The 15,091-nt window shown below is 57.5% G+C and carries 12 protein-coding genes; 9 read left to right on the top strand and 3 right to left on the bottom strand.

The features are described from left to right. Nucleotides 1-29 precede the first annotated feature (29 nt). Together AC1RL5_RS04525 and AC1RL5_RS04520 are read right to left on the bottom strand one after the other, a co-directional pair. Nucleotides 30-3,236 carry an ATP-binding protein gene (locus AC1RL5_RS04525; protein WP_492588875.1) on the bottom strand — a complete coding sequence of 1,069 codons (3,207 nt, stop codon included), beginning with the start codon at nt 3,234-3,236 and terminating at the stop codon, nt 30-32. A gap of 10 nt (nt 3,237-3,246) precedes the next feature. Next, nucleotides 3,247-3,873: a response regulator transcription factor gene (locus AC1RL5_RS04520; RefSeq protein ID WP_072450392.1), complete on the bottom strand. Its 627-nt coding sequence runs from the start codon at nt 3,871-3,873 to the stop codon at nt 3,247-3,249. A gap of 435 nt (nt 3,874-4,308) precedes the next feature. Between AC1RL5_RS04520 and AC1RL5_RS04515 the strand changes: the two genes are divergently transcribed. The 3 genes from AC1RL5_RS04515 (at nt 4,309) to AC1RL5_RS04505 (ending at nt 6,606) form a co-directional block, all read left to right on the top strand. After that, nucleotides 4,309-4,734 (top strand): response regulator transcription factor, encoded by a 426-nt coding sequence (locus tag AC1RL5_RS04515; protein WP_072450390.1) that lies wholly within the window; start codon nt 4,309-4,311, stop codon nt 4,732-4,734. Between the two features lie 222 nt (nt 4,735-4,956). Further along, nucleotides 4,957-5,691: a response regulator transcription factor gene (locus AC1RL5_RS04510; protein WP_072450388.1), complete on the top strand. Its 735-nt coding sequence runs from the start codon at nt 4,957-4,959 to the stop codon at nt 5,689-5,691. A 165-nt stretch (nt 5,692-5,856) separates the two neighbouring features. After that, complete coding sequence (locus tag AC1RL5_RS04505) at nt 5,857-6,606, top strand: SDR family NAD(P)-dependent oxidoreductase (protein ID WP_072450387.1); 750 nt, start codon at nt 5,857-5,859, stop codon at nt 6,604-6,606. Nucleotides 6,607-6,609: 3 nt separating this feature from the next. On the opposite strand, the gene AC1RL5_RS04500 is transcribed toward AC1RL5_RS04505, so the two are convergent. Continuing rightward, a complete protein-coding gene (locus AC1RL5_RS04500) occupies nt 6,610-7,527 on the bottom strand; it encodes an AraC family transcriptional regulator (protein WP_065364024.1) in 918 nt (305 codons plus the stop codon). Between the two features lie 130 nt (nt 7,528-7,657). On the opposite strand from AC1RL5_RS04500, the gene AC1RL5_RS04495 reads away from it, so the two are divergent. The 6 genes from AC1RL5_RS04495 to AC1RL5_RS04470 all read left to right on the top strand — a co-directional run bounded on the left by AC1RL5_RS04495 (nt 7,658) and on the right by AC1RL5_RS04470 (nt 15,091). Beyond that, nucleotides 7,658-9,130, top strand: coding sequence for an aldehyde dehydrogenase family protein (locus tag AC1RL5_RS04495; RefSeq protein WP_072450385.1), 1,473 nt, complete (start codon nt 7,658-7,660; stop codon nt 9,128-9,130). Nucleotides 9,131-9,373: 243 nt separating this feature from the next. Further along, the gene (locus AC1RL5_RS04490; RefSeq protein WP_083533691.1) at nt 9,374-9,943 is read left to right on the top strand and encodes a fimbrial protein; all 570 of its coding nucleotides are present in this window, start codon (nt 9,374-9,376) and stop codon (nt 9,941-9,943) included. 24 nt (nt 9,944-9,967) lie between these two features. After that, nucleotides 9,968-10,717, top strand: a complete 750-nt coding sequence (locus tag AC1RL5_RS04485; RefSeq protein ID WP_309475489.1) for a fimbrial biogenesis chaperone — start codon at nt 9,968-9,970, stop codon at nt 10,715-10,717. An 84-nt stretch (nt 10,718-10,801) separates the two neighbouring features. Continuing rightward, nucleotides 10,802-13,333: a fimbria/pilus outer membrane usher protein gene (locus AC1RL5_RS04480; RefSeq protein WP_072450382.1), complete on the top strand. Its 2,532-nt coding sequence runs from the start codon at nt 10,802-10,804 to the stop codon at nt 13,331-13,333. A 162-nt stretch (nt 13,334-13,495) separates the two neighbouring features. After that, nucleotides 13,496-14,362, top strand: a complete 867-nt coding sequence (locus AC1RL5_RS04475) for a fimbrial protein (RefSeq protein WP_072450379.1) — start codon at nt 13,496-13,498, stop codon at nt 14,360-14,362. Between the two features lie 99 nt (nt 14,363-14,461). After that, on the top strand, nt 14,462-15,091 hold the full coding sequence (locus AC1RL5_RS04470; RefSeq protein ID WP_065364027.1) for a response regulator transcription factor: 630 nt from the start codon (nt 14,462-14,464) through the stop codon (nt 15,089-15,091).

The following is a 15,091-nucleotide window of genomic DNA, read 5'->3' as shown; positions in this document are numbered from 1 at the left end:
GCGTGCGCCCGGGCCTTGCGGGCGAGCCCTCAGTACACTTGCAATGACTGGTTGAGGTCGCGCAGGGCCTTATCCAGCCGGGCCACCGCGGTGGACAATTGCTGCTCCTGGGCCGCCTCGGCCACCAGTTCTTCCAGGCTGACGCACAGCTCCAGCAAACCTTGGGTATTGAGCAGGTAGGCCGTGCCCTTGAGCTTGTGGGCGATGGCTTTCAGGGCCTGGCGATTGCCACTGGCCAGGGCCTTGCTCAAGGCCTGCAGTTCCTCGTTGTTGCTGTTGATCACGTGCTCGGCCAGAGCGGCGTGGATGTCGCCGTTCAACGACGGCACCGCGTTCTGCGCCTGGGGGGGCGTCAGGCTCAGCTTGGGGATCAGGCGGTTCAGCCCGGCAAGGCTGATCGGCTTGGCCAGGGCACTGTCCATGCCCGAAGCCAGGCAGCGTTCCAGTTCCTCAAGCTGGGCGCTGGCGGTCAGGCCGATGATGGTGCAGGGGCGCACCCCCATCTGGCCCTCCATGCGCCGGATCGCCTGGCTCATCTCATGGCCGCTCATCTGCGGCATGTTGCAGTCGGTGATGATGATATCCACGTCATGCTCCTGCCACATCGCCAGGCCTTCCAGGCCGTTGTAGGCGATCAGGGCCTCGTGTCCCAGGTAGTTGATCTGCTGGTTGAGCAGGTACTGGCTGGGCAGGTGGTCCTCGACGATCAACACGCACAGGGGTTGGTCGGTGCTGTTGAGCACCGCTTGTTCCGCGCTGTCGGTGGCGCTGCTGCGCTCGTCGGCAACGCGCTGAAAACAGGCCTTGAAGGTCATGCGGGTACCTACGCCAAGTTCGCTCTGGACTTGCAGGCTGCCGTTCATCAGCTGGGTCAGCGAATGACTGATGGACAGGCCCAGGCCCGACCCGGCGTTGGGGTTGCTGACCACGCTGTCGACCTCGAAGAACGGGATGAAGATCTTCTGGATCTGCGAAGCCGGAATCCCCGGGCCGGTGTCGATCACTTCGACATGGAAGTTGAGAAAGTGTTCATCTTTCACCTGGCCCAGGCAACGGATATGGATCTCGCCCTGTTCGGTGAACTTGATCGCGTTACTCAGCAGGTTGGAGATGATCTGCTTGAACTTCAGGCCATCGATCCACACTTGCACAGCGGCCCAGGCATCGAACTGCAGGTGGATGTCCAGGTGCTTCTGGCGAGCCAGGCCATCGAAGACATTGGCCACCGATTCGATCAGGTCCTTGAGGCTGGCGGCTTCCGGGCGCAGGGTCAGGCGCCCGGATTCGATCCGCGAGATATCCAGGATATGGCCGATCAGCGCCAGCAGGTTCTGCGCCGACTCGTAGGCGATATGCACGGAGCGGGTATTGAGTTCGCGGTCGTTGTCACGGGTCAGCACCAGCTCCAGCATGCCGACGATGGCGCTCAGCGGGGTACGGATCTCATGGCTCATGGTGGTCAGGAACACGGTCTTGCTGCGGCTGGCATGCTCTGCGGCTTCTTTGGCATCGCGCAACTGGTCGAGGATCAACTGGCGCTGCAGCAGGTCCAGGCGCTTGCGAATGATCCGTCGTCGCTGGCTCAGAATCCACCAGGCCGCCATTATCAGCATCAGGCCCAGGCTGCCCAGGATTTTCCAGGTGAAGGCCGTCACACCTTTCCAGTAGCTGTCGTCGGTGCTGCCGCTGGCGCGCCAGCGACCCAGGACCTGCAGGTATTCCTGAGGGCTGATCTCGGCCATGGCCTGGTCGATGATGGCGATCAGTTGCTGCTGGCTTTGCGGTGCGGCGAAGGCGATCCGGGCTTCCTGGCCTTGCATCATGCCGTGAATCTTCAGGCTGTTCTGGAGCCTGAAGGACAGGTAGTAGTTGGCCAGGTTGGCCGGTGCCAGGGTGAAATCCGCCTTGCCTTGGCGCACCCGGTTGAGGGCCTCGGCAACGGTGGACGTCTGCTGGACCCATAGCCGTGGATAGCGCTCGCGCAGGTCCTCGCTCTGCAGGTAGCCGGAGGCAAGCGCCACGGAGCCGATGGAGTCGCGGTTCAGCGGTGCCAGGGGCGGGGCATCGGTCTTGCGCACAATCACATAGGGCGTGGTGACGATAGGCCGGGTATACAGGTAGGACGCACGCCTGGGGTTGGCGCGGGCCAGTACGCTGAGGTCCGCACGGCCTTCGCGCAGGCGGGTGTCGACCTGCTTGAGCGAGCCGACCCGGGAGACCTCGAAGCGCAGCCCGCTCTTGCGCCGGATGAGGTCCAGAAGGTCCGAAGCGATGCCGTTGAACAGCCCGCGGCTGTTGAAAAACGCATAGGGCGCCAGGTCGTCGCTGATCACCAGTCGCACCGGCGGTGCATGCTCCAGCCAGAGACGCTGATCGGCGTCCAGGCGTTCGCGAAAACTGTTGGGTTCGCAGTTACCCGTACCCCCCCACATCTGCAGCGCCGATATCACTTGGCAGCGCTTGATGCCGCCCAGGGCTCGCTCGAGCAGCTGTTGCAGGTGGGTATTGTCACGGGCCACGGCAAACCCGACCCGGATTTCCGGCAACCGTGCACTGTGGCTGATCACCAACTGGTCGCTGAACAATTGGCTGGATAGATACCCTGTAGACAGCGAGTCCCCCAGGTAGATGTCTGCGTCGCCATCGAGTACCGAGCCCATGGCGGCGCGGGGGGAATCGTACAGCTGGATCAGGCCCCGTCCACCGGTGCGCAGATAGAGCTCCAGGGCCATGCCGCGGGTCGCGGCGATCCGTGTCCTGGAGATGTTCGCGCGATAGTCCCGCAGGTCGCCGCTCTCGGCATACAGGGCCAGTTCGGTGACCGCGTAGCTCGGGCTCAGCCGAACCTGGTAATCCTCGGCTTCCACCTGGGTAGCGCTGTCCACCAGGTCGACCTCGCCACTGCGCAAGGCGTGATAGGCGGCATCCGTATTGGGGTAGGTGCGGACTTCTACGGGGATCGCCAGCTCGCGCTGCAAGGCCCCCAGGTAGTCGGCCCCTATGCCTTCGAGTTCATGGCGCTGGTTGATTTCCCGGTAGGGGGGCAGGTCGCCACTGACGATGCCGACCAACAGGGCCTCTTTGTTACGCAGCCAGGTCTGCTCATCGATGCTGGGGCGAATATCGAGGAAGTCCAGCGGCTGGCGGGCACGGATCTTCACCCCGTCCTGCGCGAATACCGGCAGGGCCAACCACAATATCAGTACGAAAAACAGTGAGCGCGGCAGTAACCTCACATCAGGTTACTCAGACCAGTTCGTTCTGCCTGGCGATGTTCACCAGATCCACCACCGAAGTGACCCCAAGCTTGCTCAAGATATTGATCTTGTGGCCGCTGACGGTCTTGTTGCTCAGGTGCAGTTTCTCGGCGATCTCAAGATTGGTCAGACCTTCAGCGAGCAGCTTGAGGACTTCCAGTTCGCGATTGGTCAGCGCCGCCAGGACGTCGCTGCTGTGTTTGCCGCGGCCGCCATCGCTGAACGGCATCGACTTCTTTGGGAAGAACACGTAGCCCTCGACGATGGTGTCCACTGCCTTGAGCAGTTTGGTCAGGGGTTCGTTCTTGCTCACGAAACCACTGGCTCCGGCTTGCAGGCAGCGCATGGCATAGGTGTCGACGGACTGGGCGGTGAACACCAGCACCCGCACATCCAGGTTCGCCTGGGCGATGCGCTTGAGCACCGTGAGGCCGTCCATTTTTTCCAGGCTGACATCCAGGATTACGATGTCCGGCTTCAGCGACAGGATCATGTTCAGAGCGCTGATACCGTCGGCAGTTTCGCCAACAATGGAGTAGCCCTGAGTCTCCAGGGTTTTGCGAATCGCCTCACAGACTACCGGGTGATCATCGACGATCAGTACACTTTTACTCATGCCAGGTTATCCAGAATCAAAATATCTAGGTAATTAAGTGAGCCAACAACGGTCAGCGCCTTGATGAAATCTGAGGCTGGTTGAGATTTTTCTCTGACCTAGGGCGGATTTGAGGAAAGCCCAAATAAGAAAATGATGCCGAATAAGCCCCTCAGGGTCATCAGAATGTCACTGGCAGGCTAGCAGGAAGCAACCTGAGTACTGCCAAGAAAATTCCTGTTTTCGAATCCATTGCTTCGGGTTGACGGGCTCTTGGCAGCGATCTCGACTAGATGAATGCAATTCAAGACTATTCCTAAAGCCCATCCCCAACGCAGAGCCTATCTTGCCCTGTCATTCAGGCAGGCACAGGGCGAGCCTGAGTGGAGGGCTGCATTCTAGTGCACTGTGCCAGCGGTGTGACGGCCCACTATTTTCCTGAGGTCGAACCAAGCGATGTTGAAGTTAAGGGTAGGGGTACTGGAGCAACATAATATTGTCCGTCACGGCCTGTACACGCAGCTGTCCAGACAGTCGGTTCTGTGCCTGAGTGAGTTTTTCAATTTCGCCGACATGTTGGAGGCACTGGAACAAGAGCAACTGGACGTGTTGATGATCGGCCATCTGATGGATCGCGACCCGATTCATCTGGTACGGAACTTGAATATCCGTTACCCCGATCTGAAAATACTCGTGCTGCTGAACCGTCCCGATCCTGTAATTGCCTCGCGCCTGCAGGCCGTGGGCGCACATGGGGTGATGTCCAAGACGCAGTCTTTGCCGGACTACGCTGATGCGCTGCGAAGCCTGGCCCGCGGCGAGCGCTATGCCATGTTCAGCGAGGGCCGGGCAAGCATGGAAAAGCCACTCTACGACGCCTAGCCGAATAGACCGCGTCGCCCTCGATTCAAGATTTTCTTTGGAAAACTTCAAGACGTTTCTTGTTATGGCGAGGCGGCCGGCGCTCTAGAGTACCCGGCACTGGTGACCTGAAAGACTGTCGCAAGGCCGTGACAGTCGGTGGACAAGGACCACTCGGACTAGAGGCTTGAGCGGATGGAATATCCAGTTCTGAAGACCACCATCGAACGTTCTGGAGGCGCTATGTCACTTGCTGTCAACAAGCCCTTGCGCATTGCAGTGCTGGACGATCACGCATTGATTCGCATGGCAATGCAGCTACAGCTGCAGAGTGTAGGGGATTTCCAGCTGGTGGGTTTGTACGCCAGCAGTGGTGAGCTGATCTCGGCTCTGCGAGATACCGAATTGGACCTGCTGGTGCTCGATTACCAGCTGCAGGAATGCGACCTGGATGGCCTGCGCCTGATCCGCCTGTTGCGCAACAAATACCCGCATTTGCTGATCCTGGTGTCCTCGGCCACCGAGACGCCGTTTTTCGTCAAGCAGATCATCGATATCGGAGCCAATGGCTTTCTCGGCAAATCACAATCCCTGGATGACCTGATTCCGGCTATCCGCACGGTAGCCAGCAAGCGGCTCTATCTGTCGCCGTTGCTGGCTTTCGCCGTGCAGCACCCGCCAATCGGCCCCGCCGCCGAGCCGGGCAGCCCACCATTGACCAGCCTTGAGACCCTGTCCCCCAAGGAAAACGAAGTCTTGCGCTGCTTTTTGGATGGCCTGCGGATCTCGCAGATCGCCAGCAAGTTTTCCCGCAGCATCAAGACCATCAGCGGGCAGAAGCAGGCCGCGTTCAGAAAGCTGGGGATCCGTACCGACGCCGAGCTGTTCAAGGTGCAGCGCAAGCTGGACCTGCATATTGCTTCCCGCGAGCCGGCAGACGAGCTTGCCCAGGACGACGCGTCCCAACTGCCCCCTTAATTGGCCCGGAGCACTGTCCAGATCGCCGATGAACGCTCTGGACGCTGACGCAAGTTTCCTGGCTTCTCAGCCATTAACAGCCTCGTACCCCATGCTTAAGCTGAACCTCTCGTCCAGTGCCTCCGGGCAATTGGGTCATTGAACCCCGAAGGGAAAAGCTCAAGCATGAAAAGATTGGAAAAGAAAGTTGCACTGGTGACAGGGTCTTCCAAGGGTATTGGCGCGGACATCGCCAAGCAGTTGGCTCGCGACGGCGCCACGGTGATCGTCAACTACGCTCGCAGCAAGGCCGACGCCGACGCTGTGGTGGCGCAGATCTTGGAGCAGGGCGGCAGGGCCTATGCGATCCAGGCCGATGTGGCCAGGAGCCTTGAGGTCAAGACCCTGTTCAAGACCATAGGGCATCTGTACGGCCGCCTCGATATCCTGGTCAATAACGCCGGGGTCTATTCCACCGGCTCACTGGTGCAGGTCACTGAAGACGAGTTCCATCGGCATTTCGACCTAAACGTATTGGGTCTGATTCTGTGTTGCCAGGCGGCGTTGGACTGCTTCAACCCACAAGGGGCGAGCATCATCAATGTCAGTTCCAGCGTCACCTCCTTCACCCCGGCCAATTCGGCGATCTACACCGCTTCCAAGGGGGCGGTGGATGCGATAACTCGCACCCTGGCCAATGAGCTGGGACCCAGGAACATCCGGGTCAACTCGGTCAACCCGGGGCTTGTGATGACTGAGGGGGTGCTCTCCAGCGGCTTCTTCGCAGATGAGTTCCGCACCAAGATCGAGACACTCACGCCTCTGGGGCGCATTGGCGTGCCCCGGGACATTTCGCCGGCGGTGGCCTTCCTGGCCTCGGACGATGCCAGTTGGATCACTGGCGAAACCCTGGTCATCGGCGGTGGTTTGCGCTGAGCGCTACAGGCTCTGCTGGCCGCGCTGATAATGGCGCGGGGCTTCGCTCATCACGCGTTTGAAGGCGGTACTGAAGGCGCTTTCGGACTCATAGCCCAGGGAGAAGGCGATGCTGGAGATACTGTCGTCGGAATTGCGCAAGCGGTCGCTGGCCAGCAGCATTCGCCAGCGGGTCAGGTACTCCATGGGAGCAACCCCGACTACGGTCTTGAACCGCTGAGCAAAGGCCGAGCGCGACATGTTGGCCAGGCGTGCCAGTTCTTCCACGCTCCAGCGCCGCGCTGGCTCACCATGCAGTGCACTGATGGCGGCACTCAGGTGTCGGTCGGCCAGGCCGGCGAACCAGCCGGTGCCATCGCTGCCCAGGGTTCCCAGGTGAGCACGCAGCACCTCCACCAGCATGATGTGGGCCAGGTGTTCGGTCATCAATGAACGTCCCGGCTTGTGCTGGTGCAGTTCCGAAGTAAAGCGCTCCAGGGCCCAGCGCAGAATCGAGGCCTGGGCCGAGACACCGGTCAGGTGCACCAGGGACGGTAGGGTACTGAGCAGGACTTGGGCCGGGACCCCGGTGAACTCGAAGCGTCCACCTACCAACTGGGTATCGGCGCCGCAGTAGTCAAGGGTGATTTCGTCTTCAGCGATCCGTTGGAAGTAGGAGGCGGAATCCATCGGGACCTGGTTCATATCGCTGTAAAGGGCAAAGGGCACGCCCCGGGTCATGAGGAAACAGTCACCTTGTTGCAAGCGTTGCGGCTGTTGTTCGCCTGCAACTAATAGCCAGCAGCCACCTTGAACTACGGTAGTGAACTTGATTCCGGCATTCTCGGGAAAACTGAACGCCCAATCACCCGCCATTCTTAATGTTGCGGAGTGATAGTTGCGAATTCGCAATAAAGAAAGAACGCCTGAAAGCGGATCCATTGGTTGCCCTTTGAGGGTTTTGAAAATGGGAGGTGAATGTTAACACCGTGATTATCCTGATGGATATATAAAGTCGCGCATCGACTTGCCCGAAATCGTTATGAAAGTTGTAACTTGAAAAGGAATAAACATGAATATCCAATTAGATGAAGTCTATGGTCCGTTGATTAACGGTGTATTTGAGAATCGTGACAAACAGGCATTGCCCGCCCTGGATCCGGCCACCGGAAAGTGCCTGGCGACTATTCATTACTGTGACGCTCAAGACGTCGATAGAGCGGTGAATGCGGCGCAGGCGGCCTTTGCCGGATGGAATGCATTGGGTCAGCAGGAACGGGGTCGATTGCTCAATGCCCTGGCCGACGCGGTGGAAGCGGACAGTGAGCGCTTGGCGCGGATCGATGCCCATGACGTGGGGCGTTGCATCAGCGAGGTACGCAAGGATTACCAGACTGCGGTACGTCACTACCGCTACTTTGCCTCGGTGATCATGGCCCATGAAGACCATGGCCGAGAGATCCCCGGTGGCTACGCCCTGGGCAAGCGCGAGCCCCTGGGGGTGTGCGGGCAGATCATCCCCTGGAATGCGCCGGCGATCATGGCATCGTTCAAGCTGGCGCCAGCCCTGGCGGCTGGCAACACCGTGGTACTCAAGCCTGATGAAAATGCTTCGCTGTCGACCCTGGAACTGGGCAAGCACATCACGCGGATTTTCCCGGCTGGGGTGGTCAATATCGTCACCGGCCTGGGGGAAGTCGTAGGTGCAGCCCTGAGCCAGCACCCCAAGGTGCGCAAGTTGTCCTTTACCGGCAGCACCGAAGTGGGGCGCATCGTTGCGCGAGTAGCGGCCGACCGGCTGGTGCCGGCGACCCTGGAACTGGGTGGCAAGAGCGCCAACATCGTGTTCCCGGATATCGATGACCTGGATGCCGTGGTAGACAACGCCACCTTCGCAGCGATCCACAATAACGGGCAGTCATGCCTGGCCGGCACTCGGCTGTTCGTCCATGACGCTATCTTCGAGACGTTCAAGCAAAAGCTGATCGAGTCATTCCAGCGGGTCAGCGTGGGTTCGCCGCTGGATGAAAATGCGCGGGTCAGTTGCCTGGTATCGGCCAGGCAGGGTGAAAAAGTCCTGGAGTACATTGCCCTCGGAGTGCAGGAGGGGGCTGAGCTGCTGGTGGGCGGAGCCCGGGTCGAGGTGCCGGATTGCCCGGCGGGCTACTTTATCCAGCCCACGGTTTTCGAGGTCCGCAATGACATGCGCATCTGCCGGGAAGAGATCTTCGGCCCCGTGCTGTCACTGATCCGCTGGAGCGATTACGAGCAGATGATCGCCCAGGCCAATGACTCTGAATACGGTCTGGCCGCCGGTATCTACACCAGCAACCTGAAGCACGCCATGGATACCGCCAATCGCCTGGAGGCCGGTTCAGTGTGGATCAATCGCTATTCCAACATCAGCGACGGCACGGCGTTCGGTGGCTACAAGAACAGCGGTATTGGCCGCGAGTTCAGCCGCGAAACCCTGAATGCCTACACCCAGATCAAGACCATCACGGTCCAGGCTGAGGTGCCGGCGCCCTGGTTTGCACCGCGCTGAATCGCGAGTGTCATTAAACCGCCTGCTCCCTCCGGGAACAGGCGGTTTTTCTTTTGTAATCAATTAAACAAGCTATGGATTTGTAGGATTAGTCCTACATATTTAGATGATTTATCTTTAGATATAGGGCGATTCCTACGATTGTTGCACTTTCTGTCCTGGGTAAGAATTTGCTCGCTTCCTTTAAGGAGCAATTAAAGCCATCAACTTACACAGAACAAGGAAATGACAGTGTTCAATCCCATGAGAGCTATTCTGGCAATTACTGCCTCTGGCCTTGTTGCCAGTTCCGCAATGGCGGCTGACGGGACAATCAACTTCACGGGTGAAATCAGCAGCGTATCGTGCAGCATTACAGCCGGCGGAGGCACAGGCGGGGGTGGTGCTCAAACCATTACCGTGCCTTTGGGGAAAGTCAGTATTGATTCAATAAAAAACCCCGCAGAGGGCACTATCGCCTCAACTGTTCGAATCAATCTAAATCTGGACTGCGGCTCAACCGGATCGGGTCTTAGCACAGTTGATATGAAGTTTGACCCTGCTGCCGGTTCTGGCATTGATCTCAAGGACCCCAGGCTCTTGAAAACTCTGGGGGCGGGCAAAGGTGTAGGTATCGCGATCTATAATGAAAATAATCAAATAGTAAATATGTCCGCGAACGAAATCATCAGTGGAACATTGACCCAGTCACCTCCAAGTACTGGCACTTATAAGAGTAGCATCAGCTTGCGTGCCGGTTATGTTGCCAATGCTGAAGACTTTGTCGCAGGCAAGGCTGATGGCACCCTGCCGTTTAGCTTGACTTACAAGTAATAGTAAAAAAAAGAGAGGCTGAACATGCCTCTCTTGCTCACGGGTGGTGTCTATTCAATGAACGCAATTTCCAGATACTTGCTGCTGGGCTTCGCCTTGTTCGGCAGTAGCCTTGCCTGTGCCGGAATTACCCTCGATGGAACTCGAGTGATATACCCGGAAAAAAGCAAGGAAGTTTCCATCCTGGTCAGGAACACTGGTTCGCAGGACATCATGATTCAATCCTGGCTGGAAACCAATGAACTGCATAATGAACAGAGTATTCCCTTTGCTCTGACCCCTTCCTTGAGTCGCCTTGCCGGGAATAACCAACAGATGTTGAGGATCTTTTATTACGGCAAGGGTTTACCAACTGATAAAGAGTCGATCTTCTGGTTGAACGTGCAGGAAATCCCGCAAAAGTCTGCGGAACAAAATACCCTGCAAATTGCCGTGCGTCAGCGCATCAAGGTGTTCTATCGCCCGAAAAGCCTGACGGAAAACTCCCAGGAGGCAGTCGGCAACTTGAAGTGGAAAATGCTCCGCGAGAATGGGAAGAACTATTTGCAAGTTTCTAATGGTTCGCCTTATCACATCTCCTTTAGTTCGGGAGTGTTAAGTGTGGGCGAAAAGAAATATCCCGTTGAGTTGGATATGGTGAAGCCCGGAAGTGTCAGCAAGTTTGCTGTGGCAGGAGAGCCTGCGGCTCAGTCAGGCCAGCGGGCGCTTGTTGAGTTTCATAGCATTAACGACTACGGCACTCCAATCAAGGGTACGGCGACTGTCACTTATTGAAAGTGGCTGCCTCGCTGGTTTATTCGATACTTGCTTTGCAGAGAGCAGGCTGATGTTCAATCACTGGTATAAGGGATTGCGCCTGTGCACGTTTTCAGGAAAAAGCTCAATCTGAAGAATACAGGTTGTTCCTTTTTATTTTTCATGAGCATGGCCACGCCTGTGGCCGCGTTGTCAGTAGAGTTCAATGAGGTTTTCCTGAACAAGGGTGGAGCCCCGGTAGAGTTGAAGTACTTCGAATCGGGGAGTGGTATCTCCCCTGGAAACTACAACGTCGATATCTATCTCAATCAAGCGATGGTAGTTCGGCAGAGTGTCACCTTCATTGCAACAGGCAACTCGCCTGAAGTACGCCCGCAGATCAGTCTGGGCACTCTCAAAGCAATGGGCATCAATACTTCGCGGCTTGCGCAAGAGCGGCTCATTGCTACCGACAGCAGCGATGAATCGATCATCGACATTGCCAGGCTGGTCAGTGGTGCCAGCGTCGAGTTTGATGTCAGCGCTCTGGCCCTGAAGATCAGCGTGCCCCAGGCATACATCCAGCGCGGTGCCGGTCATTCGGTGGATCGCTCCCTGTGGGACGATGGTGTTACCGCGCTCTTCACCGACTATCAGTTGAACTTCAACCGCAATATCAGCCAGGGCTACCACAACGACTACCGCTTCCTGGGGTTGCGCAACGGTTTCAACCTGGGTGCCTGGCGGTTGCGCAACGAGTCTTCAGTGTCGGGTTACACCGGTGTGCGCGACACCTTCAGCAGCAACCGCAGTTACATCGAGCGGGATGTTGCCTCTCTGAACGGCCGGTTTGCAGCGGGAGAGCTGTACACCCAGGGCGAGGTCTTCGACAGCGTGCGTTTTCGCGGGGTGCAGCTCAGTTCCGAGCTGAGCATGTTGTCGGATGAGGAAATCGGTTACGCACCGGTGGTGCGTGGCATTGCCGAGACCAACGCCACGGTGGAGGTGATCCAGAACAACTACGTCATCTACTCCACCAGCGTCTCGCCGGGCGCCTTCGAGATCCAGGACATCTATCCCAGTGGCTCCAACGGCGACCTGGTGGTGAAGATCATCGAGGCTGACGGTCGCGAACGGCAGTATTCACAGGCCTATTCCTATCTGCCGGTCATGATCCGCAACGGCAGTGCTCGCTACAGTGTTGCCGCTGGCCAATACAAGAACCATGACCAGGCTGCGCCAGGATTCGGCCAAGGCACCCTGGTATATGGCATGAGCGACAACTTTACCGGTTACGGCGGCCTGCTGGCGGCCACGGGGTACAAGGCCCTGAACCTGGGGCTGGGCATCAACTCGCCCTGGGGCGGGGTGTCGTTCGACGTGACCCAATCCAGTTCCGAGAGCTTGCGGGGCCAGATGAGCCGGGGGCAGAGTGCCCGCGCTCTGTACTCCAAGACCCTGGGCACCACCGATACCAGCTTCACCATGATTGGCTATCGCTACTCCACCGAGAACTACCGGACCTTCAGCCAGCATGTGGAGGAGTCCGGCGACGTCGGTGGGAGCCATTACGGACGGCAGAAAAGCCGCTTTGACCTGAACGTCAACCAACCCCTGGGGCAATCGGGTTCGCTGTTCGCCAGCATGGGAGAAACCAGCTACTGGAATCGTCAGGGCAGTACCCGGCGCTGGCAGTTCGGCTACAACGGTAACTATCTGGACGTCAGCTACAACCTAGCCCTTTCGCGTACAGAAGGCCAGGGCATGGAGCAGGGCGCCGATAACCAGCTCAGCGCATCGCTGAGCGTGCCATTCGGTGGCTCGGGCCGGCACCAGCGGGCCTATAGCAGTGTGACGTCGTCGTCCCAGGGGGATTCGTCGGTTCAGACTGGAGTCTCGGGCAATTTGGATCAGCGAAATGCCTGGAACTACTCGGTCCAGGGCAGCCAGAGCCGGCAGGGTGGACGTTCCGCCAACCTCGACCTGAGCTGGGATGGGCCCGCAGCGAAGGTCAGCGGCAATTACGGCCAAGGCTCCGCCAGCAAGCACATGAGTCTGGGCGCTGCGGGTGCGCTGGTGGCCCACGCAAATGGCATCACCTTGGGCCCCTCGGTGGGGGAAACCTTTGCCCTGGTCGAGGTATCCGGGGTCAAGGGGGTAGGGGTCGATAGCAGCGCTGTCACACGTACCGATGACAAGGGTTATGCCATCGTTCCCTATGTACAACCCTATCGCTACAACTGGATCAGCCTTGACAGCGACACCCTGGGCAGTGATGTAGAAATACAAGAAAGTTCGCGCATGGTGGTGCCCACCCGGGGTGCGGTAGTCAAGAGTCGCTTCGAGTCCACGTCCGGGCGCCGCCTGCAGTTCGACCTGCACACAGTAGATGGCCAGAAAATACCATTTGGCGCTCAGGCCTATGACTCCCAGGGAAACTTGCTGGGTGTCGTCGACAACTTGTCCAGGCTGTTGCTGTTTGGTATCGGGGATAAAGGTGAGCTGGATGTTCGCTGGGGTACAAAGCACTGCAAGGTGAATTATGAGTTGCCCGCGGCGAACAAAGAGATGATTTACGAAAAGTTTGAGTTTTCCTGCAGTACTCCGAAGGCCTTGATGGCGAGCACTGAAGTAATTAGTTCAAGTAGCCAATGATGGCTTCGAGGTAAGTGGATGAAGCTGGTTTGTGTTTTTTTTGCAAGAATATGGCTGTGCATGGTTCTGGGGGGTGTCCCGTACGCCATTGCCGGATGTTCTCAGGTGCTTGGCCAGACGCTTCAACCGGCGATACCGGAAGTCTCGCAAGGAGCGACAGGAATGCTCTCCAGTTATTGGGCATCAGCAACGGTCTTGGTGTCCTGTAGCGGTCTGGTGGCATATGGGAAGTACTTTAACAACATCTATGCAACCGCGGGCGACTCGGGGAAGAGCCTCTATTTCGAGGGCGCCAACTACAAGCTTTACAAGACTAGTTCCGCTGATGTGATGTTCATCGCCAAGGCTGCTGGTCCGGATAATATAGCTCGCCCTTTGGGCGACCTGAACCGCACGCCCGTATCTGTAAGCAGCACAGGAGCTGCCGGCTTCGGGATGATCATTTATGTGCGGTATTACTCCCCGTCGCAGAAGCTGTTTCCGGGCTTATACAGCATCACCGGGCAAGATCTGTTTGCCGGGCTGCTCAGTTACAACAATGGTGATCCTTCGGTTAATTTCGGTTATTGGGGAACCAAGGCGCTGGACTTTTCATTTCTGGTCATGGCGAGAACTTGCCAGCTTTATAATAATGCTCCAGTGAAACTGAAAAAAATCAGTTTATCGGCACTGCCAGTTCGAGGCTCAACGGTGGACGCGGGAACAGTCCGCCTGGATATAGGCTGCGAGAGCAGCATGAGCAGCAATAGAATCAGCGTCAATATGATTGATATGGCCACCCCCTGGAGTAACTCGTCGAACCTGACATTTACTACCCACGCCACCCAACCTTCGGGAGTCGCCTTGCAACTGATGAATGCCGGGAAGCTCCTTAATCTAGGCGTCTCGTCCAGTAATGTTATTGGCTATACGCCGGCCGGCACCACAAAAATCAGTAAAGTGCTTGACGTTCGTTATATCCGCACCGAAGACAAGGTAATCCCAGGAGCAGGCAATGCGGCAGTTTCAGTTACCGTCACTAGTGACTAGCCTGTTTCGCATAATCTTTTTCAAGCCATGCATTCACTATTATTCTCAAGTCGCCTACGGCATCATCCACCGAGTCAAGAAATCAGGAACAACCAAATCATGGGCAACATAGTCATAGTCGACGATCATCCACTGATGCGCATGGCCGTGCGTGTCATGCTCGAAAGTGAAGGGCATACCATCATGGCGGAAATCGACAACGGCGTGGATGCCCTGGAAATCATCCGCAAGTTGCTGCCTGACCTGATCGTGCTTGACCTGAGCATCCCCAAGATGGACGGTCTTTCGGTGATTGCGCACCTGACCTCCATCGGTATCTCCACCAAGGTGCTGATCCTCACCTCGGGCGACGCCCGCAACTTTGCCATGCGCTCGCTGCAGGCGGGAGCCGCAGGTTTCGTGTGCAAGGACGACAGCCTCGATGAACTGGCCGGGGCGGTGAAGGCGGTACTGGCCGGATACAGCTATTTTCCGGCGAACACTATTCACATGCTGCGGGACAACTCCCAGGCTGCGTCTCAGGAAAGCCTCAAGCTGGCACAGCTGTCCGATCGCGAGATTACCGTGCTCAAGCTGCTGGCCCGTGGCATGGGTAACCAGGATATAGCCCAGCAGTTGATGATCAGCCACAAGACGGTCAGTACGTACAAGGTGCGCCTGCAGAGGAAACTCAGCGTGGAAAACCTGATCGCCATGGTGGAACTGGCCAAGCGCAACGGCCTGGTGTGA

Source organism: Pseudomonas sp. GW822-FHT06D10, from assembly GCF_058799535.1.
This window is presented reverse-complemented; position numbering and strand designations above follow the sequence as displayed.

What these genes read in the sequence shown, in the direction of transcription:
- AC1RL5_RS04490 (WP_083533691.1), top strand. Translation starts at nt 9,374, where the DNA reads ATGAGAGCTATTCTGGCAATTACTGCCTCTGGCCTTGTTGCCAGTTCC.
- AC1RL5_RS04470 (WP_065364027.1), top strand. Translation starts at nt 14,462, where the DNA reads ATGGGCAACATAGTCATAGTCGACGATCATCCACTGATGCGCATGGCC.
- AC1RL5_RS04500 (WP_065364024.1), bottom strand. Translation starts at nt 7,527, where the DNA reads ATGGATCCGCTTTCAGGCGTTCTTTCTTTATTGCGAATTCGCAACTAT.
- AC1RL5_RS04475 (WP_072450379.1), top strand. Translation starts at nt 13,496, where the DNA reads ATGCTCTCCAGTTATTGGGCATCAGCAACGGTCTTGGTGTCCTGTAGC.
- AC1RL5_RS04495 (WP_072450385.1), top strand. Translation starts at nt 7,658, where the DNA reads ATGAATATCCAATTAGATGAAGTCTATGGTCCGTTGATTAACGGTGTA.
- AC1RL5_RS04520 (WP_072450392.1), bottom strand. Translation starts at nt 3,873, where the DNA reads ATGAGTAAAAGTGTACTGATCGTCGATGATCACCCGGTAGTCTGTGAG.
- AC1RL5_RS04510 (WP_072450388.1), top strand. Translation starts at nt 4,957, where the DNA reads ATGTCACTTGCTGTCAACAAGCCCTTGCGCATTGCAGTGCTGGACGAT.
- AC1RL5_RS04505 (WP_072450387.1), top strand. Translation starts at nt 5,857, where the DNA reads ATGAAAAGATTGGAAAAGAAAGTTGCACTGGTGACAGGGTCTTCCAAG.
- AC1RL5_RS04515 (WP_072450390.1), top strand. Translation starts at nt 4,309, where the DNA reads ATGTTGAAGTTAAGGGTAGGGGTACTGGAGCAACATAATATTGTCCGT.
- AC1RL5_RS04485 (WP_309475489.1), top strand. Translation starts at nt 9,968, where the DNA reads ATGCCTCTCTTGCTCACGGGTGGTGTCTATTCAATGAACGCAATTTCC.